Source organism: Methanobrevibacter sp., assembly GCF_017431965.1.
Taxonomy (GTDB): Archaea; Methanobacteriota; Methanobacteria; order Methanobacteriales; family Methanobacteriaceae; genus Methanocatella.
This window is the reverse complement of record NZ_JAFRKB010000005.1, coordinates 1-22,141: the sequence shown is the minus strand read 5'-3', so window position 1 is coordinate 22,141 and position 22,141 is coordinate 1. Positions and strand designations below refer to the sequence as shown.

22 protein-coding genes are annotated in these 22,141 nt (G+C 33.5%); 19 read left to right on the top strand and 3 right to left on the bottom strand.

The genetic code is table 11. The features are described 5' to 3' along the window. The first annotated feature begins 217 nt into the window (after positions 1-217). Together IJI93_RS00755 and IJI93_RS10495 are read left to right on the top strand one after the other, a co-directional pair. Positions 218-1,828: a sodium:solute symporter gene (locus tag IJI93_RS00755; protein ID WP_292818466.1), complete on the top strand. Its 1,611-nt coding sequence runs from the start codon at positions 218-220 to the stop codon at positions 1,826-1,828. Further along, positions 1,828-1,941, top strand: coding sequence for a symporter small accessory protein (locus tag IJI93_RS10495; RefSeq protein ID WP_366513260.1), 114 nt, complete (start codon positions 1,828-1,830; stop codon positions 1,939-1,941). The genes IJI93_RS00755 and IJI93_RS10495 overlap by 1 nt, the downstream gene beginning before the upstream one ends. A 252-nt stretch (positions 1,942-2,193) precedes the next feature. On the opposite strand, the gene IJI93_RS00750 is transcribed toward IJI93_RS10495, so the two are convergent. After that, positions 2,194-3,999 carry a YhgE/Pip domain-containing protein gene (locus tag IJI93_RS00750; RefSeq protein WP_292818463.1) on the bottom strand — a complete coding sequence of 602 codons (1,806 nt, stop codon included), beginning with the start codon at positions 3,997-3,999 and terminating at the stop codon, positions 2,194-2,196. Between the two features lie 190 nt (positions 4,000-4,189). Here IJI93_RS00750 and IJI93_RS00745 point away from each other — a divergent pair, with 190 nt between their 5' ends. Together IJI93_RS00745 and IJI93_RS00740 are read left to right on the top strand one after the other, a co-directional pair. Continuing rightward, on the top strand, positions 4,190-4,909 hold the full coding sequence (locus IJI93_RS00745; protein WP_292818461.1) for a carboxymuconolactone decarboxylase family protein: 720 nt from the start codon (positions 4,190-4,192) through the stop codon (positions 4,907-4,909). A gap of 53 nt (positions 4,910-4,962) precedes the next feature. Then, positions 4,963-6,348 carry a glutamate synthase-related protein gene (locus IJI93_RS00740; protein ID WP_292818459.1) on the top strand — a complete coding sequence of 462 codons (1,386 nt, stop codon included), beginning with the start codon at positions 4,963-4,965 and terminating at the stop codon, positions 6,346-6,348. A 29-nt stretch (positions 6,349-6,377) separates the two neighbouring features. On the opposite strand, the gene IJI93_RS00735 is transcribed toward IJI93_RS00740, so the two are convergent. Continuing rightward, entirely contained in the window at positions 6,378-6,797 is a 420-nt protein-coding gene (locus IJI93_RS00735) for a pyridoxamine 5'-phosphate oxidase family protein (protein WP_292818456.1), read from the bottom strand. A 501-nt stretch (positions 6,798-7,298) separates the two neighbouring features. On the opposite strand from IJI93_RS00735, the gene modA (IJI93_RS00730) reads away from it, so the two are divergent. From modA (IJI93_RS00730) to IJI93_RS00705, 6 genes are all read left to right on the top strand, one after another. Then, complete coding sequence (gene modA, locus IJI93_RS00730; RefSeq protein ID WP_292818453.1) at positions 7,299-8,129, top strand: molybdate ABC transporter substrate-binding protein; 831 nt, start codon at positions 7,299-7,301, stop codon at positions 8,127-8,129. 47 nt (positions 8,130-8,176) lie between these two features. Further along, positions 8,177-8,857, top strand: a complete 681-nt coding sequence (gene modB / locus IJI93_RS00725; RefSeq protein ID WP_292818450.1) for a molybdate ABC transporter permease subunit — start codon at positions 8,177-8,179, stop codon at positions 8,855-8,857. 36 nt (positions 8,858-8,893) lie between these two features. Beyond that, complete coding sequence (locus IJI93_RS00720) at positions 8,894-9,931, top strand: sulfate/molybdate ABC transporter ATP-binding protein (RefSeq protein ID WP_292818447.1); 1,038 nt, start codon at positions 8,894-8,896, stop codon at positions 9,929-9,931. Between the two features lie 220 nt (positions 9,932-10,151). Beyond that, the gene (gene modA, locus IJI93_RS00715) at positions 10,152-10,943 is read left to right on the top strand and encodes a molybdate ABC transporter substrate-binding protein (RefSeq protein ID WP_292818444.1); all 792 of its coding nucleotides are present in this window, start codon (positions 10,152-10,154) and stop codon (positions 10,941-10,943) included. 124 nt (positions 10,944-11,067) lie between these two features. Continuing rightward, positions 11,068-11,775: an ABC transporter permease gene (locus IJI93_RS00710; RefSeq protein ID WP_292818441.1), complete on the top strand. Its 708-nt coding sequence runs from the start codon at positions 11,068-11,070 to the stop codon at positions 11,773-11,775. Between the two features lie 8 nt (positions 11,776-11,783). Beyond that, positions 11,784-12,896, top strand: coding sequence for an ATP-binding cassette domain-containing protein (locus IJI93_RS00705; protein WP_292818438.1), 1,113 nt, complete (start codon positions 11,784-11,786; stop codon positions 12,894-12,896). 41 nt (positions 12,897-12,937) lie between these two features. Here the strand turns inward: IJI93_RS00705 and IJI93_RS00700 are convergent, their stop codons facing one another. Further along, on the bottom strand, positions 12,938-13,474 hold the full coding sequence (locus tag IJI93_RS00700) for a DNA-3-methyladenine glycosylase I (protein ID WP_292818435.1): 537 nt from the start codon (positions 13,472-13,474) through the stop codon (positions 12,938-12,940). 39 nt (positions 13,475-13,513) lie between these two features. On the opposite strand from IJI93_RS00700, the gene IJI93_RS00695 reads away from it, so the two are divergent. The 9 genes from IJI93_RS00695 (at position 13,514) to IJI93_RS00655 (ending at position 21,974) form a co-directional block, all read left to right on the top strand. Next, positions 13,514-14,572 carry an acyltransferase gene (locus IJI93_RS00695; protein ID WP_292818432.1) on the top strand — a complete coding sequence of 353 codons (1,059 nt, stop codon included), beginning with the start codon at positions 13,514-13,516 and terminating at the stop codon, positions 14,570-14,572. A 204-nt stretch (positions 14,573-14,776) separates the two neighbouring features. Next, positions 14,777-15,916: an aldo/keto reductase gene (locus IJI93_RS00690; protein WP_292818429.1), complete on the top strand. Its 1,140-nt coding sequence runs from the start codon at positions 14,777-14,779 to the stop codon at positions 15,914-15,916. An 87-nt stretch (positions 15,917-16,003) separates the two neighbouring features. Beyond that, positions 16,004-16,354, top strand: a complete 351-nt coding sequence (locus IJI93_RS00685) for a nascent polypeptide-associated complex protein (RefSeq protein ID WP_292818426.1) — start codon at positions 16,004-16,006, stop codon at positions 16,352-16,354. A 5-nt stretch (positions 16,355-16,359) separates the two neighbouring features. Next, positions 16,360-17,103, top strand: coding sequence for a metallophosphoesterase (locus tag IJI93_RS00680; RefSeq protein ID WP_292818423.1), 744 nt, complete (start codon positions 16,360-16,362; stop codon positions 17,101-17,103). A gap of 92 nt (positions 17,104-17,195) precedes the next feature. Next, positions 17,196-18,221, top strand: coding sequence for a Zc3h12a-like ribonuclease (locus IJI93_RS00675; RefSeq protein ID WP_292818420.1), 1,026 nt, complete (start codon positions 17,196-17,198; stop codon positions 18,219-18,221). After that, positions 18,214-19,416, top strand: coding sequence for a hypothetical protein (locus IJI93_RS00670; RefSeq protein WP_292818417.1), 1,203 nt, complete (start codon positions 18,214-18,216; stop codon positions 19,414-19,416). The genes IJI93_RS00675 and IJI93_RS00670 overlap by 8 nt, the downstream gene beginning before the upstream one ends. A gap of 165 nt (positions 19,417-19,581) precedes the next feature. Next, positions 19,582-19,821, top strand: coding sequence for a hypothetical protein (locus IJI93_RS00665; protein ID WP_292818414.1), 240 nt, complete (start codon positions 19,582-19,584; stop codon positions 19,819-19,821). Positions 19,822-19,842: 21 nt separating this feature from the next. Beyond that, the gene (gene argJ, locus IJI93_RS00660) at positions 19,843-21,066 is read left to right on the top strand and encodes a bifunctional ornithine acetyltransferase/N-acetylglutamate synthase (RefSeq protein WP_292818411.1); all 1,224 of its coding nucleotides are present in this window, start codon (positions 19,843-19,845) and stop codon (positions 21,064-21,066) included. A 305-nt stretch (positions 21,067-21,371) separates the two neighbouring features. Beyond that, on the top strand, positions 21,372-21,974 hold the full coding sequence (locus IJI93_RS00655) for a class I SAM-dependent methyltransferase (protein ID WP_292818408.1): 603 nt from the start codon (positions 21,372-21,374) through the stop codon (positions 21,972-21,974). Positions 21,975-22,141: the final 167 nt, after the last annotated feature.

Below are 22,141 nucleotides of genomic sequence, written 5' to 3'. Positions count from 1 at the left end.
TTCTTAATGTGTTTAGTTATTTCTGTTTTTTCATATAAAAGTTTATAATTTTGTTTAACTAAAATATGTACTGGAGTAAATTATTAATATTGATTTTAAAAATATACTGAATGTACTTTATTGTACATCAATGTATATTTATGCTAATATTTATATATTTATTCATTAATAAATTTAATTGTAATATTAATTCTTTAATATTTAGAGGTAATTATTTATGGACGTAATGATTTTAGCGATTGTATTTATAGTCTACATATTTGCGTTAGTATTTGTAGGTTATTATGCATATAAGAAAACTAATTCCTCTGAAGACTTTATGATTGCTGGGAAAGATACGCACCCGTTCATTATGGCAATGAGTTATGGGGCAACATTTATTTCGACAGCAGCTATCGTTGGATTTGGAGGAGTTGCTGGTGAATATGGTATGAGTGTTTTATGGCTCGCATTCTTAAATATTATTATCGGTGTGTTCATAGCATTCGTATTCTTGGGAAAAAGAACTCGTAGGATGGGTCACTCTTTAGGATCATTAACATTCCCTGAGTTTTTAGGAAAACGTTTTGACAGTAAGTTTATTCAATATGCTTCCGGTTTAATTATTTTCTGTGCAATGCCTATCTATGCGGCGGTTGTATTGATTGGGGCTGCAAGATTTTTGGAATCTTCACTGTTGATTGACTTCAGTATTGCACTTTTAATCTTATCAATAATTATTACATTTTATGTACTGTTTGGTGGAATTCGTGGAGTAATGTATACCGATGCGCTTCAAGGAACAATCATGGTTGTTGCAATGGTATTCCTGCTTGTATTTGTATACTGGTTGCTTGGAGGCGTAAGCACTGCAAACAGTGCACTTTCAGGTATGGTTAACCTATACCCTGCCGATGCGATAGCAACGGGCGGTACGGGTTGGACTTCATTTCCGGAATTTGGAACTCCGTTCTGGTGGTCTTTAGTTTCATCCACTTTAATCGGTGTGGGTATTGGAGTGTTGGCACAACCTTCCCTGATTGTAAGATTCATGACAGTCAAATCCGATAAGGAATTAAACAGGTCAGTTCTGATTGGAGGTATTTTCATTGCAATCATGCCGACCACTGCATATATCGTGGGATCCCTTTCAAATGTATATTTCATGGATACACTAGGTAAGATTGCAGTGGATGTGGTTGGCGGAAACATCGATAAGATTATTCCGACATTCATTACAATGGCTCTTCCCGAATGGTTTGTATATATTTTCCTGCTTTCATTGATTGCAGCGGCAATGTCTACAATATCTTCACAGCTTCACACTCAAGGAACTGCATTCGGTGTAGATATTTATTCAACATTAAGGGAAAAATCAAAAAGAAGATTGGATGAAGTTTCTATTTCAAGAGTGGGTATTCTGATAGCTATCATTTTAGCTTTGATAATGGCATTTTCCCTTCCTGGAAGTGTGGTTGCTTTAGGTACCAGCTTATTCTTTGAAATCTGTGCAGCAGCATTCCTTCCTGTTTTCTTAGGTGCCCTTTATTGGAAGGGAATCACAAGGCTTGGAGCTATTGCAGGAATTCTATCCGGAACATTCGTGAGTCTGTTCTGGTTAATGTTCGTATTCAAAAAGACTGCAGTCGGTCTTGGAATATGCAAATTCCTTCTTGGCGTTGAGACAATATTGCCCGCAGCGCCATGGCCGTTTATTGATGTGATGCTGATAGCAGTTCCGGTCTCAGCAATATTTACAATTGTCGTAAGTTTACTTACCAAACCTCCAGCTCAAGAGGTAATCGATAAGGCATTTGAAAACATAGATACAAAAGGAAGTGATGCATAATGATGATTTTAGGAATTGAGGACCCATGGATTTGGGGAGTATATCTTGGAATTATTTTATCCACACTTTTATGTATTGTGTATGGTATTGTAAACTGGAATAAAGGAGATTAATCTCCTTAACCTTTTCTTTTTTTAGATATGACTATTTTTTTATGTGTTGATTTTTTGATATGCATGTTACTTTTTTGATAGGTGATTTTTCGATTAATCTTTCTTTAATTAGTTGGGATGTTTAATTATATTGATGGTAATGTTTTTTGTCATGTTTAATTTTCTGGCTTTGTGAAAGTATTCATCACGAAAAATAGAAGGTTATTTAAATTATGTTGATTTAAAAAAATAAAAAAATGGAATCGCAAACATTTAGTTAAAAATGTCGGATTCTTCTAATTTTTCTTCGAAATATTTTGTACGTTTGTCAAATCTCTGTTTTAGAATAATTGATACCAGAGTTACAATTACTCCTGCTGCCAATAGGAATATGAATGAAGGGATATAATTGCTCCAGATTAAACCGAGCTGTGATTCACGCACTATGTTTATTGCATGAGTCATCGGCAGATAAGGTGACATTACTGCAAAGATTTTGTGCATGATTTCAACAGGATATATTCCTCCTGTACCTGATATTTGGAATACCAGCAAGATTATTGCAATACCATCTCCCACCTTTCCGAATAATGATATTAAGGAGTATATTATTGTCATGAATATTATTGCAACAAAATAACACGAAAAGATGAACATTACTGGATTATGAACATCAATTCCAAGGAAGAATGCTCCGATTAAGGTTACTGTAGTCTGCAATATTGCCATTATGTTGAATAACAGCATTTTACCGAAATACATTTCATGAGGTTTATATGGGGTACCGATGCTTGTTCCAACAGATAAAATTACAGTAGTAATCAATCCACCAACCCACATTGATAAAACTAGATAAAATGCTGCAACTTGGGAACCGAAATTGTTGGTTTCAAATTCCGCATGTCTGTCCAATTTCACAGGTGCATAGAAATAGTCTCCTACCTGAGTATCGTTCAATCCGGTTACGTCAGCCAGTGAACCTGCAGCAGAAGCCAATGAACTGGATGCGGTAAATAATGCTGAGGCAGCAGAATTTGCAAGTAATTGTGCACCCGCAGCCAAACTTATTGATCCTTGAGATAATTCATCTACGCCTCCTTTAAGCTTGCCGGTATTTGTTGCTAAAGATGCGGAACCGCTTGCTACCTGGCCTGCACCATCATTCAACTGCTGAACTTTTCCTGTAACATTATCTGCTTTATTGTCAACATCATCCATCCATTCATTAATAAGCTCAGATTCAGGGTGGTTTTCTCTAACAAAGTTAGTAACCTCATGAACGGCACCGTTATAAGTATTTACTTTATCATACGCCTGTTGGGTACCTCCAGCCACTTGACTTGCACCATCAGCCAATTGATTGGCACCATCAGCCAATTGGCCTGCACCATCGGATAATTGTGCTGCACCGCTTGAAACCTGACTCGCACCACTGCCCACTTGTCCAGCTCCGTTAGATAATAGAACTGCTCCGCTTGACATTTGTGCTGCTCCGGAAGCCAGTCCGGATTCCAATTCTCCAAGTTTATCATAAGCTGCTAAGTTAATAAAAGTAACGATTTCAGCATTGATATTATTGTACACTGCCTTTGCAGCAGCATCTGACAATTTGGCCGCTACAGGATATTTTTCATTAACAATATACTCTAATCTGGCTGAATGAGGATCATCCGTTGTTATGGATACAATCGATTCACTAAAATTGGCGGGAACTATCATCCCCGCATAATATTTTCCATCATGCACGCCCTGCCGCAGTTCATCCGAGCTGACGAATACCCAATCAAAATCAGTATTATTTTTAAGCATTTCAACCAAATCGGCACCAGCATTTATAGTCACATTTTCGTAGGTTGCTCCTTCATCTTCATTAGCTATTGCAAATTGGACGTGGTCTGTATTTTCATAAGGATCCCAACATGCATAAATGTTAATTAGTCCATATAATGAAGGCAATATGATGATTGCTATTAAAAGAAGAATTGCAATTGGATTAACAAATGCTGATTTGGCGTCATTTTGTATTATTTCCCGTATATTATGTCTACTGTTCAATATTCGGTTAATTAAATCAACCATCTTTAAATCCACCTTTCAAATATTTAAAAATAACTTTAAAGTTTAACTAATATTTATTTTTAAAATTATTAATATAAAAATGTATATATTCATTTTAATTTTGATAATTTAGTTTCAATCAATGAAAAAAGTTGTACGGGGAAAATATTTGTAAATAAGTTTTTTTTATAATAAAAACATAAACTACCTTATGAATGATTTGTTTAGCAATTTTGGAAGAATTCAAAAAAACGACCCGGAATTTCATGAAATCTTTAAAAACTTTGCCTTTAGTGAAGTGTTCGAATATTCCTCTTTAAGTGAAAAGGACTCCATTTTGGTGATATTGGCTTCTCTAATAGCAGCTCAATCTCCTAAGGCATTTAAAAAAATCTTAATGTCAGCTTTAGATAAGGATATTGCACCTGAAGAAGTCAAGGAACTTCTGTATCAATCTGTTCCTTATGTCGGATTTGCAAGGGCGCATAATTTTTTTGGAGTAGTCATTAAAGTTTTTGACAAAAAAGGAATAGAATCACCTTTGGAAAATAGGTCCAACACCAATCCTGAGACCCGATATGACAAAGGCCGTGAAATTCAGGAAAGCTATTTCGGTTTTGAAAATATAGAAATGATGAGAAACCAAACTCCTGATGGCCAAAAGCATTTTAACACTTTCCTTGAAGGCTTTTGCTTTGGCGATTTTTACACAAGAGATGGTTTGGATGACCAACAGAGGGAACTAATAACATTTACATTCATTACAACTTTAGGAGGTTGTGAAAATCAGCTGAGAGGTCACACTCAAGGAAATCTGGCGGTAGGAAATACAAAGGAAAAATTAATTTCAGCCGTTACCCTGATTGTGCCTTATATTGGTTTTCCAAGGGCTCTTAATGCATTAGCCATTATCAATGAAATTTGTGAATAGATTGAATCAAAGTATTTAATGTCCTAATTTATATTAATAATAAAGGTGATTGTATGATTTACAAATGCACTATTTGTGGCCATATTCATAATGAAGAAGCAACAGGAATTTTATTGAATGAATTGGATGTGTGTCCAATCTGTAAGCAGGATATCTCAAATTTTGTAGAGGTCGAAAACTCTAAATCAACAGAAGCTAAAGAAATTAAAAATACTGATTTGGCTTATGATAAAGATTATGCTAAAAGCGATAAGGACATAAGGCAGATGGATGCAATTCATCAAATGGCGATTACCGGTGAATCTATTGTCGCGGCGATGTATACAGAGCTCCCAATGCCTGATTGGGATGATATTTTAATATTAGGAAACCAGTTAAATCCACAACCTTTGGAAGGCGATGTTGAAGTCAGCACTCAAACAGTCATCGGCAGGAATGCAAAAAAACCGTTAGTCATTGAGTCTCCGATTTACATAACTCACATGTCCTTCGGAGCATTGTCAAGAGAGACAAAAATAGCTCTAGCTAAAGGCAGTGCAGCCATTAAAACCGCCCAGTGTAGTGGTGAAGGAGGAATATTGGCAGATGAGATGGAAAATGCATACAAATACATTTTCGAATATGTTCCAAACAAGTATTCTGTAACAGATGAGAATCTAAAAAATGCCGATGCAATTGAAATCAAGATTGGCCAGTCTACAAAGCCGGGTCTTGGAGGGCAACTTCAAGGCGAAAAGGTAACTGATGAAATTGCACAGGTTAGGGGAAAACCGGTTGGTGAGAGCATTCACTCCCCTGCAACAATACCTGAGGTCAATTCAAAAGAAGATTTGAAAGCCTTAGTCGATGAGCTGAGAGAAAAATCTGACGGTAGGCCGATAGGACTTAAATTTGCCGCTGGGCGAATTGAAGATGACTTGGAATATGTTTTATATGCCGGACCTGATTTCATTACAATTGACGGGCGCGGTGGATCAACCGGAGCAAGTCCGAAATTAATCAGGGATTCAACATCTGTTCCAACAATATATGCTCTTGCAAGAGCTCGCAAGTTTTTGGATGAACATGATAGCGATATTGATTTAACAATTACCGGCGGTTTAAGGGTTTCATCTGATTTTGCAAAGGCATTGGCAATGGGTGCAAATGCAGTAGCTATTGGAACTGCCGCAATGATTGCAACAGCCTGTCAGCAATATAAGATTTGTGATACGGGGGACTGTCCTGTTGGTGTTGCAACTCAAGATGAAGAGTTAAGAAAAAGACTTAAAATCGAGACTGCAGCAAAAAGAGTAGAAAATTACTTAAAAGTTTCAACAGAAGAGTTGAAAACATTCGCAAGAATCACAGGACATGATGATGTGCATGACTTAAACATCAATGATTTGTGCACAGTCAACTCGGAAATATCTGATTATACTGATATTAGGCATGTTTAAAAAAAGTTAGAGTATTAATGTTTTTAACATTAATACTTAAATTCATATGATTCTTCAATCGCAAACATATTTCTAATTTCTGCAGTTGCATTGTTAAGGTAGAAAACACCCATTTCCCATCCATTAGCTTCGTAAGCTTCTTTTATTTCAGGCATGAGTTCAAATGCTTTTTGAACAACCGCTTCATTTTTGCTTAGGTCTGCAACACCATAATACCTTAAAAAGTGTTCCCCATCCCATGCAGCTATCTCAACATTCTGATTAGCTTCCAATTGTTTATATACTTCTTTAAAAGTTCCTACTCCAAAGTATATTTTGTCTTCAAATAGCAAATGAAAACCGAGAGGTCTTACTTTTGGTTTATCGCCATTTACAGTTGCAAGGTAAAATACTTCTGCTTTTGTTAAAATTTCATCTATTTTTGCAATATCTGACATGTTACACCTCAATTTAATCTATTTGTTCAATTTATATTTAAATGTTGTATGTTATTTATCTTCATTTCGTTTTTGAACTAATGATTGTAAGGTTATTTACTTTTGTAATTAGTTAAAATTATTTATTTTTTTTAATTTTAACGGATTTCTAACAAAAATATATTTTTCGATATTACGTTCACTAATACAAATTTTTTCTAATTATGGTGTATCGTTATGAAAAAATATATATGTCATTGTTAACTTAATTATAATTACTAATCATGATAATTGAATTGTAATTTAAGGTTGGAAAATTAGGGTGTGAAAAAAATATCATGAACTTGAATTTATATTCAGTTTATTAATGTTATTTTTTTATTTGTGTAAGTTTATTGGTTGAGGTCTTATGGCACAATGCATTTGATTAATTGGATGTGCAATAAACTTTATCGTAATTTTTGTTAATCTTTGATTATTGTATTTGATGTCTGATAGGTATTTTTGTATATATTATTTCAAAGGAGGAAAACCATGAAATCTATGAAAAAGGTGTTAATTATTGCCGTTATAGCAATGATAGCAATTGTTTGTGCAAGTTCAGCAGTTAGTGCTGGATGGTTTGATTTTTTAGGCGGCAGCTCTACCGATGATAGTTTAAACGGTACAGAAGTTCATTTAGCTGCTGCAGCAAGTTTAAAAAATGCTTATGATGATAAGTTAATCCCAATGTTTGAAGAAAAATATCCTGGTGTAAAAGTAGTTCCTACTTACGCTTCAAGTGGAGATTTACAAACCCAAATTGAAAACGGATTGGAAACAGATGTATTCATGTCTGCTGCTAATAAACAAATGAACAAATTAATCAATGAAAGTTTAATTGACAATGATACCAATGTTCAACTTTTAGAAAACAAAGTTGTTTTAATTGTACCTAAAGATTCAACTCTCAATATAACTTCATTTGATGATTTGAAAGATGTAAATGGTACCATTGCTATCGGTGATCCTGAATCCGTACCTGCAGGCCAATACGCTCAAGAAGCATTAAACAACACTGGTATTTGGGATTCCATTGAATCTAAATTATCCTTAGGTACTGACGTAACTGCTGTATTAAACCAAGTAGCTCAAGGATCTGCTGACTGTGGTATTGTATATGCTACTGATGCAAAATCCAATGATGGTGTTAAAGTAGTTTGTGAAGCTCCTGATGATGCTTTAAAAACCCCTGTTATTTACCCTGTAGCTATTACTAAAAACGCTACTAACCCAGATGGTGCAAAAGCATTCTTAGAATTCTTACAAACTCAAGAAGCTAAAGACATATTCGTTGAATATGGTTTTACCATTAATGAAAAATAGATTTTCTAATATGTGAATTAATAATTAAGATTAAAGGAGATAAAGACATGGCGGTTGATTGGTCACCTGTTTTCATTTCTATGAAAACCGCAAGTTTGTCAATTTTCATAACCTTTTTTGTAGGTTTGTTTGTTGCATACGGTCTTGTTAAGATTAAAAATGACACGCTAAAAATTATTTTAGATGGTATTTTTACACTCCCAATTGTATTGCCTCCTACTGTAGTAGGGTTCTTTTTATTATATATTTTTGGTGTTAGGGGACCAATCGGTAGCTTTTTTATAGACTTTTTCGCTATGAAAATAGCTTTCTCATGGCCTGCAACAGTTATTGCTGCAGTTGTCATGTCTTTTCCTTTAATGTATCGTTCCGCTAGGGGCGCATTTGAACAAGTTGATTCAAATTTATTGGATGCCGGCCGTACCTTAGGCATGTCCGAATGGAGAATTTTCTGGAAAGTCTTATTTGCAAATGCATTGCCTGGAATTATTAGTGGAGGAATTCTTGCTTATGCTCGTGGTTTAGGAGAATTCGGTGCTACAGCTATGCTTGCAGGTAATATTGCCGGACAAACAAGAACTCTCCCAATGGCGGTTTACTCAGAAGTGGCTGCTGGTAATATGGGAGAAGCTTTTAATTATGTAATAGTAATTGTTGTCATATCGTTTATAGCTATTTTTATCATGGATTATATTTCTATACGCAAGGAAAAACAATGGAAAAGATAATGGAAATATGCTTTTATAGTTGAGGGGGAGAAAATTATGAGTGATAAGTTATTGAAAGTAGATATCCAAATGGAACTTAAAGAATTTGACTTGGATGTTGATTTTGAATTGAAAAGTGGACGTTTGGGTATTCTTGGTCCTTCAGGTTGCGGTAAAAGTATGACATTGAAATCCATTGCAGGTATTGTAACTCCAGATGAAGGTATTGTTAGTGTAAAAACAGATGTGAATGATACTTATTTTGATTCAAGTAAAAAAATTAATTTAAAACCTCAAAAAAGAAATGTAGGTTACTTATTTCAAAATTATGCTCTATTCCCTAATATGACAGTTGAAGAGAATATTGCTATTGGTTTGCCTAAAGATTATGAGGAATCAATAGTGGCTCAAATGATTAAACGTTTTCATTTGGATGGTTTGGAAAAAAGATATCCTCGGCAATTGTCTGGAGGTCAACAACAAAGAGTAGCCTTAGCCAGGATAATGGCATATGGTCCTGACGTTATATTGTTGGATGAACCGTTCAGTGCTATGGATACTTTTTTAAAAGAGCAATTGCGTATTGAACTTGCCAATTCGCTAAAGGACTTTAAGGGATTTTCTATCATGGTTACTCATGATCGTGATGAGGCATTCCAGTTCTGTGACGAACTTATAGTATTGGATAAAGGTAAAATTATAGCAAAGGGAGACACTTATGATATTTTTGAAAATCCAAGAAGAGTTCAGGTCGCCAGACTTACAGGTTGTAAAAATATTTCTAAAGTTGAAATCATAGATGATTCTCATCTCAAATCTTTGGATTGGGGAGTTACATTTGAAGTGTCTGAAAAGATTTCGGCCAATATTAACCATATAGGAATAAGGGCACATGATTTTGCCGCCGCCGAAAAGGATGATGTCAATGCGATTGACACACAAAATTCAACAGTAATGGAAATGCCTTTTGAATGGGAAATAACTTTGGAAAATGGTTTGTGGTGGAAATGCGATAAACAGATTGATGAGCATGAATTTGTAGTTCCGGAATATATAAAAATAGACCCTAAAGACATAATTTTATTGGAAGATTAATTCTATTTTTTTAGGTATTGATAAGAATTACATTAACAATCGTAAAGTTACCTATTATTTTTAATTTTTAATTTTCAAGCTTTATACTTGATATTTTATTTTTCGATATAATTTATTAGGTTTGTTTTCATAACAAAGCTTTTATATTTTCTATTTTAAAGTTTATAACACATTTGAATATCAATTCATAACGTTTTTTTTAAATTTTGGAGTAATTTTAATGAAAAATAAAACTTTGTTTGCAATTGCAATAATTGTTTTAATCATGGCAATATTATGCATGTCATTTACATCTGCGTCTGATAGTGTTAATAAAGACAAATCTGGATCTATCATTGTTTATGCTGGAGCAGGATTTTCTGAGTTAGGTGATGACTTGGTAAAAACTTTTAATGAGAAATATCCCAATATTGAAGTCAATATGAGATATGGTGGAAGTGGAGAGCTTTTCACCACAATGGAAACTCAAAAGAAAGGTGATGTTTTCTTCCCTGCAGCTTATAAATATATGGGTGATGCTATTGAAAATGGATATGTTAAAAATGATACAGTTAAAAATGTAACAAAAAATATTCCGGTTATTATTGTACAGCCGGGAAACCCTAAAAATATCACAGGTGTAGAAGATTTAGCACGGGATGATGTTAAAGTAGGTTTAGGAGAATCAAAAGGACCTGCTATTGGTAAATCTTCTCAGGAAATATTAAACAAAAGTAATGTAACTGTAAACCCAATTGTTACAACTACAACTGTAAATCAATTAGTTACTTATCTTATTTCTGGTGAAATTGATGCAACTATTATATGGAAAGCGATGACTTCCTGGGCAGATAATCAAGGTAAGTTTGATGTAATTGAAATTCCGGACAATCAAAATAAAATAAGCACTATTCCAATTGCTGTTACTACATTTACTGAGGACAGCGACTCAGCACAAACATTCGTAAACTTTGTCACGGAAGATGATGATGCACACAAATTATTTGAAAAATGGGGATATGAATTATTATAAATAATTCCTTTTTTCTTTTTTTTATTTTAACAAGGGAAATGAGATAATGCGTTCTAAATTCGAAATTTTGTTTATTTCTATAACTGTTATTATTACTTTAATATTATTTTTAGTAATTGGAAGCATGGTATTCGTGACAACACCTGAAGGTTTCTTAGAATCCATTTTCTCTTCTGAATTTGCATATTCTATTTGGTTGACCATTTACACTTCATTAATTTCTTCAACTTTAGTTGTTCTCTGTTGCATTCCAATGGCATATAGTTTGTCACGCTTGGAATTTCCTGGAAAATGGTTTTTTAGAGTAATTTTAGATATTCCAATGGCACTGCCTGAAATCGTAGTGGGCATTGCTCTTTTAATGTTTTTAGGAAATTATGGCCTTGGTGGAATTTTGGATTCAATTGGAATAAACTTTGTTTTTAATACTTTAGGAATTATAATTGCCGAATTTTTTATTGCTCTTCCGTATGCTATTAAAATGTTGCATTCAACATTTAATTACATTGACACAAGATATGAATTTGTTTCAAGAAGTTTGGGTTATAGTGATGTTGCAACATTTTTTAATATTACTCTTCCATTATCAAAACAAGGTTTATTTGCAACAATTATTATTACTTTAGCACGCTGTATGGGCACATTTGCTGCCGTACTGTTTGTGGGTGGAGGAATTTTACATAAAACAGATACATTATCAATCACAATGTATTTACATTTATCCACTGGGAATATGGACATGGCAATTACGGCGGGTATAGTATTAGTCTTAATATCTATAATCACGATAACCATTATGGAGAAATACGCTCCCAAAACTTATAATCAATAGGTGAAATCATGTATCTGGAAGTTAAAAATTTAAATGTTAATCTTGGCGAATTTCATCTAAAAGATATTAGTCTTGAAATAGAAAGGGGGGAATATGTTGTTTTAATAGGCCCAACAGGTTCCGGTAAATCAGTTTTACTAGAAACTATTATTGGTTTTTATCAACCAAATTCAGGAACAATTAAGCTAGATGGGAAAGTTTTAAATGATGTTGCTCCTGAAGAAAGAAATATTGGAATTGTCTATCAGGATCATGTGTTGTTCCCAAATATGAATGTTTATGATAATATAGCATATGGTTTAAAAAGAGATAAATCGCTCTCAAAAGAGGAAATTGATAAAAAAGTTAGAAATATAGCAGAAACCATGAATATTTCACATATTTTGCATAGGGATGTTTTAACGTTAAGTGGTGGGGAATCTCAGCGCACTGCTCTTGCTCGCGCAATTATTGTTGGACCAGATATAATTCTAATGGATGAACCTTTCTCAGCATTAGATGTAACAACACAAGCTAAATTAACCTCTTTGATTAAAGAGATAGGTGTGGAGTATAAAACAACATTTCTACATGTAACTCATAACTTTAATGATGTTTGGAACCTAGCAGATAAAGTGGGTGTTATGAAAAATGGTGTTTTGCATCAGTTGGACTATATCAATAAAGTATTTTCAAAACCGGCAAATGATTTTGTAGCCAGTTTTGTAGGTGTAAACAATATTTTTGATGGTGAAATCGTAAATACAAAGCAAAACTCCGTAACAGTTAAACTAAATGAAAATATTCAGATACAGAGTACTGATGACGAATATTGCAACCTTGCATCTCATGAAGTTATTGGGGAGAATGTTTTGGTTGCAATAAGGCCTGAAAACATTATCTTTGCAAAATCCACATTCGAATCTTCTGCAAGAAATCAGCTTAAAGGTAAAATAATTAAAATAGAAGAATCTGGACCTATTGTTAATGTTGAAACAGATGTTGAAGGAATTATTTTTAAAGGAATTTTAACTAGAAATTCATTTGAAAATCTAGATTTAAAATTAAATCGTGAAGTTTATTTAATTTTTAAATCTGTAAATGTTAATATCTTGGATAGTTATAATACCTTCAAATTATAATAAAGCATTTTTCGAATTAAACTGTAATTTATGAGTTAAGGTTAATATTTAAAACAATTTTTCTCATGATTGTCAATCACACCAATGGACTCGAGGTATGAATAAATGATTGTCGGGCCCACGAATTTCATTCCTCGCTTTTTTAAGTCTTTAGAAATTTCTTTAGATAAATATGATTCGGTTAAAAATTCTCCTTTTATAATTTTTCCATCTGTAAACGACCAAATATATTTATCAAAGCTGTCAAATTCATTTTGAATTTCAATAAATATCTTTGCGTTGTTAATGGCTGAAGTAATCTTTCCTTTGTGGCGAATGATTCCCTCATTTTCCAAAAGTTCACTAACTTTGTCTTCATCATAGGTAGCCACTTTCTCAACATCAAAATTGTCAAATGCCTTTTTGAAGTTTTCACGCTTTTTTAAAATTGTAATCCATGAAAGGCCTGCCTGAAATGATTCTAAAACAAGCATTTCAAATAATTCTGCATCATCATGTGTTGGAATTCCCCATTCATTGTCGTGGTATTTAATATAGATTTCATCATCGCTAACCCAGCTACATCTATTTTTTTTCATAAAAATAGTTATTATGAACTTAATTTAAATATATTTTTAATGAAAATCAGTCCTAAACGAATTTTATATTTAGACGAAATAAGATCCCTTGCTATTATCCTGGTTGTTTTAGGACATATCATAAGAATGTATTCAAAAGATTTCACAACCTGGCTAATAGGTTCCGGAATCTTTAGTTTAACCCGTATAGGTGTTCCTTTATTTTTCACTGTAAGTGGAGCACTGCTTTTAACTAGAAAACATGATATAATGCAATTTTTAGAAAAACGTTTTAAACGTGTAGTGCTGCCATTCGCTTTTTGGATATTTGTCTATATGCTATTGGGTGTATTAATCTGGAATTGCACTTTTACTGGTGAATATTGTTTGGGAATAATTTTAGGATCTCATGGTTTGGCATCCCCATTTTGGTTTATATGGTCTTTAATTGGAATCTATTTGTTAATTCCAATGCTCAGCAGTTTTATTCGTGAATATGGCGATTTTGCATTTAAATATCTGATTGTAATAACAATTGTTTTGTCTTTATTTTCAACTGTCGGATTTTTCAAAATCGAGCAGGCCAAATATGAATTCAGAGTAATCTATAATTTCTTTTCTGTTATGGGATACTTTATATTAGGGTCCTATGTCCACAACTATGAATTTCGCTGGTCAAAAGTCAAATCCTTTTTATTTGGTGTTGCTTTGTTTGCAATTGGAATTACAGGTCACTTCATTCAAATATACTATCTTGGATTGGGCGGAACTACTTTAGCTCCTGTGGATTTCTTCAATATATTTGTTTTAGCCGAAACTGTTGGTTTGTTCATTGCATTTAAATATGCTAATGTTAACATGATTTCATCTAAAATTAAACCTATTAAAGAGCAGAAATTAGGCGAACTGGTATTGTTATTCAGCAGTTGCAGTTTCGGGATATACTTCTCACATTATATACTGACATTGTATTTATTCAAGTTTGGATTTATGCATTCATGGACAAGAAACTTTTATAATTTCCCATTGTCCTGCGTAATTATTATCGGATTTTGTTGGGCGTTAATTTTAGCCATGAGCAAAATTCCAATTTTAAAAGTAGGCAGTGGTGTGAAATAATTATAGTCAAGAATGATTTAAGTCATAATGGTGAAATTTGCATTAATTCGGTTCAAGATGTAGATGTTAAAAAGATAATTTAATAATAATCATTGATAAAAATAATAATGTTGATGATATTTTAAACGTTAGAAAAAATTCATTGATTATATCATGGCTATTTAATGTGTTCGTTTGACAAAAAAAGATTAAGGATGAGATAACATGGTTGAATTAGGAATGGGGATGATGAGGTTACCTCTTTTAAATGAGGATGATTTTAAAAGCATTGATTATGAACAGGTAAACAAGATGGTTGACTTATATATGGAAAGCGGATATAACCATTTTGACACTGCATATATTTATCATGATGGATTAGGAGAGATAGCTTTCAGAAAGTCTGTTGTTGAAAGATACCCTCGAGAATCATTTAAAATTGCAACTAAAATGCCATTGTTTGTGATTAGTGAAGAATCACAACTTGAACCTATATTTTCCGAACAGCTTGAAAATTGTGGTGTCGAGTACTTTGATTATTATATGTTGCATAATGTAAGCGGATATACTGAAACCGCCTGGAAAAATGTTGATTTGTATTCATTCATTCAAAAGAAAAAAGAGGAAGGATTTATTAAACACATTGGTTTATCAACCCACGGCAATGCAGAATTTTTGGAGGAATTGCTGTTTGACCATCCTGAAATAGAGTTTGTATTATTGCAAATCAACTATCTTGATTGGGAAGATGAAGGCATAGAATCCAGAAAATGTTTTGAGATTGCAAAAAAATACAATAAGCCCGTAATGGTTATGGAACCCTATAAAGGAGGTTTTCTTGCAGATGTGCCTGAAGAAGCTGAAAATATCATGAAAGAGTATAATCCTGATAGATCAGTGGTTTCCTGGGCAATGAGATTTGTAGCCAATTTGGATGTTTGTGTTGTACTTACAGGAGCAAGCAGTTTGGAACAACTTCAAGATAATATTGATGAATTTAACAATGCAGATCCGTTGAATGATGAGGAACTGAAGCTGCTTGAAGAGGTTTCACAAATCATTAACAGCAACATTACTGTGGACTGTACAAAATGCAGATACTGTGTTGATGTTTGCTCTGAAGAAATAAACATTTCAAAACTCTTTGATTTATATAACAAACATAAGATTCTTGGCAGAGATGATTGGACACAGTTCGGAAATGCTTATTTGAACTATTCAAAGCTTCCCGATGTTGGAATAGCATCAGACTGTATTGAATGTGAAAACTGCATTGAAGAGTGTCCGCAGGAGATTAATATTCCTGAAGTGTTAAAGGATGTTGCGAAAACATTTGAAACAGAGATATATGGATTTGAAAAGTAATCCATATTATTTTTTTTAAAAAATTAAGCAAGTTTTAATAATAATTAAAAATATATTTATAAATAGTTATTTTATTGAGGATTTTTTATGATGCCTGGAATGAATAAGAAACAAATGAAACAAATGGAAAGACAAATGAAAAAGATGGGAATGAAAATGGAAGAGCTTGAAGGCGTCCGTGAAGTAATTATCCGTTTCGATGATAAAGAGTTAATTATCGATAATCCTAGTGTAAGTTTAATGAATGTGATGGGTCAGGAAACTTATCAAATTGATGGTAAAGCACGTGAAGTAGAGCTTGAATATGAAATTGAAATTCCTGATGAAGATGTGGAAATGGTGGCTAACAGTGCGAACGTTTCACAAGATGAAGCAAGAGCAGCTTTAGAAGAATGTAAAGGTGATTTGGCAGAAGCTATCATGAAATTAAGCCAATAGATACTATGACAGTCATTGCCCATATCTCCGATTTGCATGTTTCCAGGTCTGATTTCGATGAGGAAACATTCATGCAAGCAGCAGCTGAAGTTAATCAGTTAAATCCAGACATGATTATATTGACAGGCGATTTGACCGATAATGGATATTATAAAGAATTCGAACAAGTTGCAAAATATTTGGAAGTGTTCGATGCACCTTTGTTTGCAGTTCCAGGTAACCATGATGCCCGTAATTTGGGATATCAAACTTTTGAAGAGTTGATTGGTGAGAGAAGTTGGAAATTAACTATGGGGGATGATTTAACTGTCATTGGACTTGACAGCAGCACACCTGATGAAAATAGGGGCCATATCGGAAGGCCTCAGCACATGTGGCTGGAACACCAATTGGATGATTGCGTAATTAATGAAAATTTTTCCATTGTCGCTTTTCACCATCATCTTATTCCTATTCCTCAAACAGGACGTGAACGCAATATTTTATCAGATTCCGGTGATATTCTAAACACATTAACAACACATGAAGTCGATTTAGTCTTATGTGGGCATAAACATGTTCCCAATATTTGGAAAATAAATGAGACAATTATTGTCAATGCGGGATCTTTCTCTTCCTATAAACTCAGAGGAAAAAACTTGAATTCTTACATTGTTTATATTATTTCTGAAGATGAAATAGAGATTTATCTTAATAATGTTGGTGGAGAAAGGTTTTTATTTGGAAAATACCCAAGAAATAAAATCTAATTTTTCTTTAAAAATTAACTTTAAATATTAGAATTATACTTATATAATATACTGAACAAACTTTATAATAATAGATTTTTTTAGGTGATATTGTGAAAGTTGTTGTAGATGCTTCAAATGTAGCACACTATATAAAAAATGAAAACGGACAACCTCAAATGTCCAATATCCTTGCTGCCGTTAAAGCTTTGGAAGAAAGTGAGGATGAGTTTGTAATTATTGCTGACGCATCACTTCGCCATGATATTGACGATAAAGAAAAATTTGAAAGATTGCTGGAAAGTGAAAATGTAGAAGAAGTTCCGGCAGGCAATGATGCGGATCATTTTATTCTTGATATTGCCACAACTGAAAGAGCAAAAATATTATCTAATGATAAATTCAGAGATTATGCTGCTGAATTTAGAAATATATCATCTATGAGAATTCCATTCGTTATAGAAAATGGAAGATTAACCTTTGGAAAACCTAAAAAGCCAAAAAAAGATAAAAATATCTTGCAACATATCTGTGATGAGATTATTAAAGAATTAAACTTCAAAAAATGGGAAATCTATACTGGAAAAGAAGGTCTGGAAATTTCACCATTAAATATAGCCAAACAAGCTATTATACGTATTGATAATGAAAACAATGCGGGTTCTAAACTTGAAAGTGTCTTTTCCAAAATTCCAATGTTTAACAAGATTGTAGAAATGGTAGATGATGTTGAAGTCGCAGCGCCTTATGTTATTTTTGTATTGGTGCATCCTAAAGATTATAAAATTGCTGTTAAAAATGCAGGCAATATTTCTGTCACTGTTGCAGATAGGCTGGGCCTTGAGAAAAAACCGTTGATTGCTGTGCGCAATGACTTGTTTACAAGACCGGGCACCTTTGAGTTGAATATCCTATTGGCTGATGAAGTGACTGAAAATGCCCCATATAATATTTTAATTCGTGTAAGTGAACATGATGAAATTTTCATCAAAAGAAACTCCAGAAACATTGCAAGCACTATTGCAGGTAGATTGGGGTCTTGGAAATTTCCATTTGTTTCAGTTAAACCTGATATGCTTTTAGAAAATCCTGGAGAGTTTGAAATAGAACTTGAGAAAGGTGGAGGTTTGGATGGCTAATAGTTTGACCAAGTCTTTTATTAAGCTTACTACCAAGCTTAATCCTATTGCTGTTGGGACTAAATTTTTTCCAACAAATTCTCTTGAAACGGAATATGTAGAGTTATTCAACTATACTCAGACTATTCTTTTCGAGCTTGAAAAGGCAGAAATTACTTCAGATACTATTTTGCAGAATCTTATTCGTGACGTGGGTGCAGAAAATATTCCTAATGAATATACTTTCCATGAGTTGTCTCCTGCGGAGAATAAAATAGAGGAATATGCTTTAGTCAGTAATATAATCATGGGAAGTGACCGTTATTTTTATATTGAGATTCCTCATCCTTCCAACATGATTAACATTTTTGTTAAAATCATTGAAAATGAAGCTGGAGAAATTATTGAAAAAACCGACACAGAACTTGTTGCAAAAATGTTAAGTAAAAATGATGCAATCAGAGTCGCAATTGAACTTATCGGAATTGGTTTATCTGAAGGGATTCAAGTGATATCTGCTGTTGGAATGACAGGTGCAGCAGCTATTGAAAGAGCTATTCATTACACTCAGAATGTTGGAATGTTTCCTGGAATTGCATTCACTAAATTGGGTGGCGAATATGCATTAGTATTTGATTCTCCATTTTTACTTAGGGAATCACACCCTATTGATTTGGAAAATTATTTGTTCATTGATTTAATAGATTCTACAAAATTTATTAGCAAACATGGTAGAAACCAGCTTGTAGAGCTAATGAATGGAATTAAAAATTTCATAGAAAGTGAATGTGAAGGTGAACTTGAAGGTTATAGGGAAGGTGGAGATGACTTTATTGCAAGATTCCCATCAAAAGATTTGGCCATAAGGGCAGGACTTGACGCTGCTTGGTTTGCGCTTGATAATGGTGCAAAAATAAGGGCAGGTATTGGAAGAAGCAGGAGGGAAGCTGGCGAGAGAGCTCAATTGGTTGATGATTTGCCAACTACATCCCCGTTATCATTAGTTGTTTTTGAACTGGCTAATGGATTATACGCTTATAATATTCCATCCGAATTTACAAGAACTTTAATCAATTTGGTCGAAAACGAAAAGCCGAAATTAATTGGAGTATTTGCATTCGTGTTTATTTTCGTTTATTTGATGCATATTTTAGGGCTTGGATTATTCGGATTTGTTGGAGTTATTTTAGCTTTAGTTTATGCATTTGTTGTTTAATCAATTAAAAAGAGAAATAATATGGCGAGACGAAAGAAAGATGATAAGAGGGTGTTAAAATCTAGGTATAATTCTCCCCCTCCGCAAAATAGGAGAAGAGGTAGAAAAAGACAAAATAATATCCCTAAAAAAACTAGAAAACCTAGGAAAACTAGTAAAACTACTATGCTTTTTATCATTCTTGTGTTGGTTGCATTTGTTGTTGGTGCAGGCATTGGCGTTTCACTAGCTCTTGGTATTGGTGAGGATGACGGACCACAGTATGAAAATGTAACTGTAGAGATGACCAATAATGTAACCAAAAATAGCACAGATTTCGATTACGTATATGATGCAATTGATTATAATAATATTAGCGACAGGGAAGAATTTAATATTACGTATAAGGGTCATCCAGATTATTAACTTATTTCATATGTGATTTTTATGGATTTTATTAGAAATATTGATGGAGGATTTTCAAATATTGAAAATCTTGAAGTATCAGGGGCGCGTGAAGGCAAATATGGTGTTACCATTATCGTATCTCCAAACAGTACTGCATCTGCAGTTTTCACTTCAAATAAAGTTGTTGCAGCTCCAGTAACATATACAAAAAAAGCTATAAAAAACGGATTTTTATCAGCGGTTTTTGTAAATAGTGGAAATGCTAATTGTTTTACAGGAAGTCAGGGTTTCAAAGATTGTGAAACTTTGGTGGAACTTGTTTCCCGTGATTTGGAAATACCAAAGGATGAAATAGCTATCGCATCAACAGGTGTTATAGGCCGTGAAATGCCAATTGACACCATTTCTAAAGTGGCTTATGATTCTCTTTCTAAATTGGGAAATAAACCTGAAGATTCCCTTGCGGCTGCTCGTGCAATCATGACAACCGATACATTTCCGAAGGAATGTGCCGTTGAAGTAACTTTGACCACTGGGGAAACAGTTAAAATTGCAGGAATTACAAAAGGCAGCGGAATGATTGCTCCAAATATGGGGACAATGCTGTCATTCATTGTTAGTGATGCGGTTATTCCAGCCAAAAGCATTAATGAAGCATTAAAGAAGGCAGCAGACATAAGTTTCAACATGATTGTTGTCGATGGTGATGAAAGCACCAACGATACCTGTCTGATGATGGCAAATGGCGCATCAGGCATTGAAGTTGTTCGCGATGGGGAAATTGATTCTAATTTCCAGGAAGCTCTAAATTATCTATGCATTGATTTGGCTAAAAAAATGGCCCGTGATGGAGAAGGGGCTACCAAATTCATAGAAGCTAATGTATGCGGCGCTAAAAACTTGGAAGATGCAAAGCTTGCTGCAAAATCAATTGTTTCATCAAGCTTATTCAAATCAGCTGTTTTTGGTGGTGATCCAAATTGGGGAAGAATCGTTTCAGCAATCGGATATTCCGGATGTGATTTAAATCCTGACATTGTCACTATTGCCATAGCTGATGATGAAGATGAGGTTGATCTTGTAAGAAAAGGTGAAATCTTGGCATTTGAAGACACACCTTACCTTGAGCGAGCTGAAAAGATTATGCAATCCAAAAATGTGATTGTAAATATTGACATGGATTTGGGTGATGGCGAAGCTACTGCATGGGGTTGTGATTTAACTTATGATTATGTTAAAATTAATGCAGAATACACCACTTAAAGAAAAGCTTTAAATATATTAAAAACAAATATTTTTTTGTTATATATAATTCTAATTTTATAATTATTGATTTTAAGGAGGGAAGATTATGGCTAAAGTTAAAGGAACTAACAGAAGAACCAGACCAAAAAGAAGTTATACTAAACCTGGTAGTAAAAGAGGAAGAGGAGTAAAACAAACTTGGAAAAAATAATCCTCTTATAACTTTTTTTATTTATTTTAACTATTTTTAACTGATATTCATTTCACGTCATATTGATAATAATTAAATACTATTTTTTAAAGATTATAACTTAGGTGAAATTATGATGTTACCTGCAAATGGACATAGGGCTCATGGATTTTCAAGTGCACATTTCCTGGATTCAGATGAGATTATTCAAGAATTGAATTTAAAGGGCGATGAGACTTTTATGGATGCTGGTTGTGGTGATGGTCACAATGCAATCAAGGTTCTTGAAGATTATAATCATAAAGGAACTGTTTATGCAGTGGATATATATGATGCTTCTATTGAAGATATGGAAAAATATAAAAATGAAAACAATGTTGAAAATTTAATTAATATTGAAGCGGACATTACTGAAGGCATTCCTGGTGTTGAAGATTGCTCTGTTGATGTCATTTTAATGGTTAACGTATTCCACGGATTCAAGGCTTCAAGAAAAATGGATGAGGCTGTAGATGAATTGGCAAGAATAGTTAAAAATGATGGAAAAATAGCCATCATGGATTATAAGGCATGGGACGTTCCAAAAGGTCCGCCAACACCTGTCAGAAGTTCACCTCAAGACTTGGAAGAATTGTTTAACAGCCATGGTCTTAAGATGACTTATTTGAATGAGGAAATAGGTGAAGATATTCCTGAAGGAAAATCCCATTATTTGATAATGTTTGAAAAAGAATAATTTTTAACTCAAACATTTCTCTTTTTTTTGAGTCTGTAAAATTTTATAGGCTTATTTGATTTTTATGTGATTTTGTGTCCAATTTTGCATTTGGAAGTCTAAAAATGTCAGAATTCCATTTTTAGTTTTGTATAATTTCTTTATTATTTCGGGATTGGTTTGTCTGT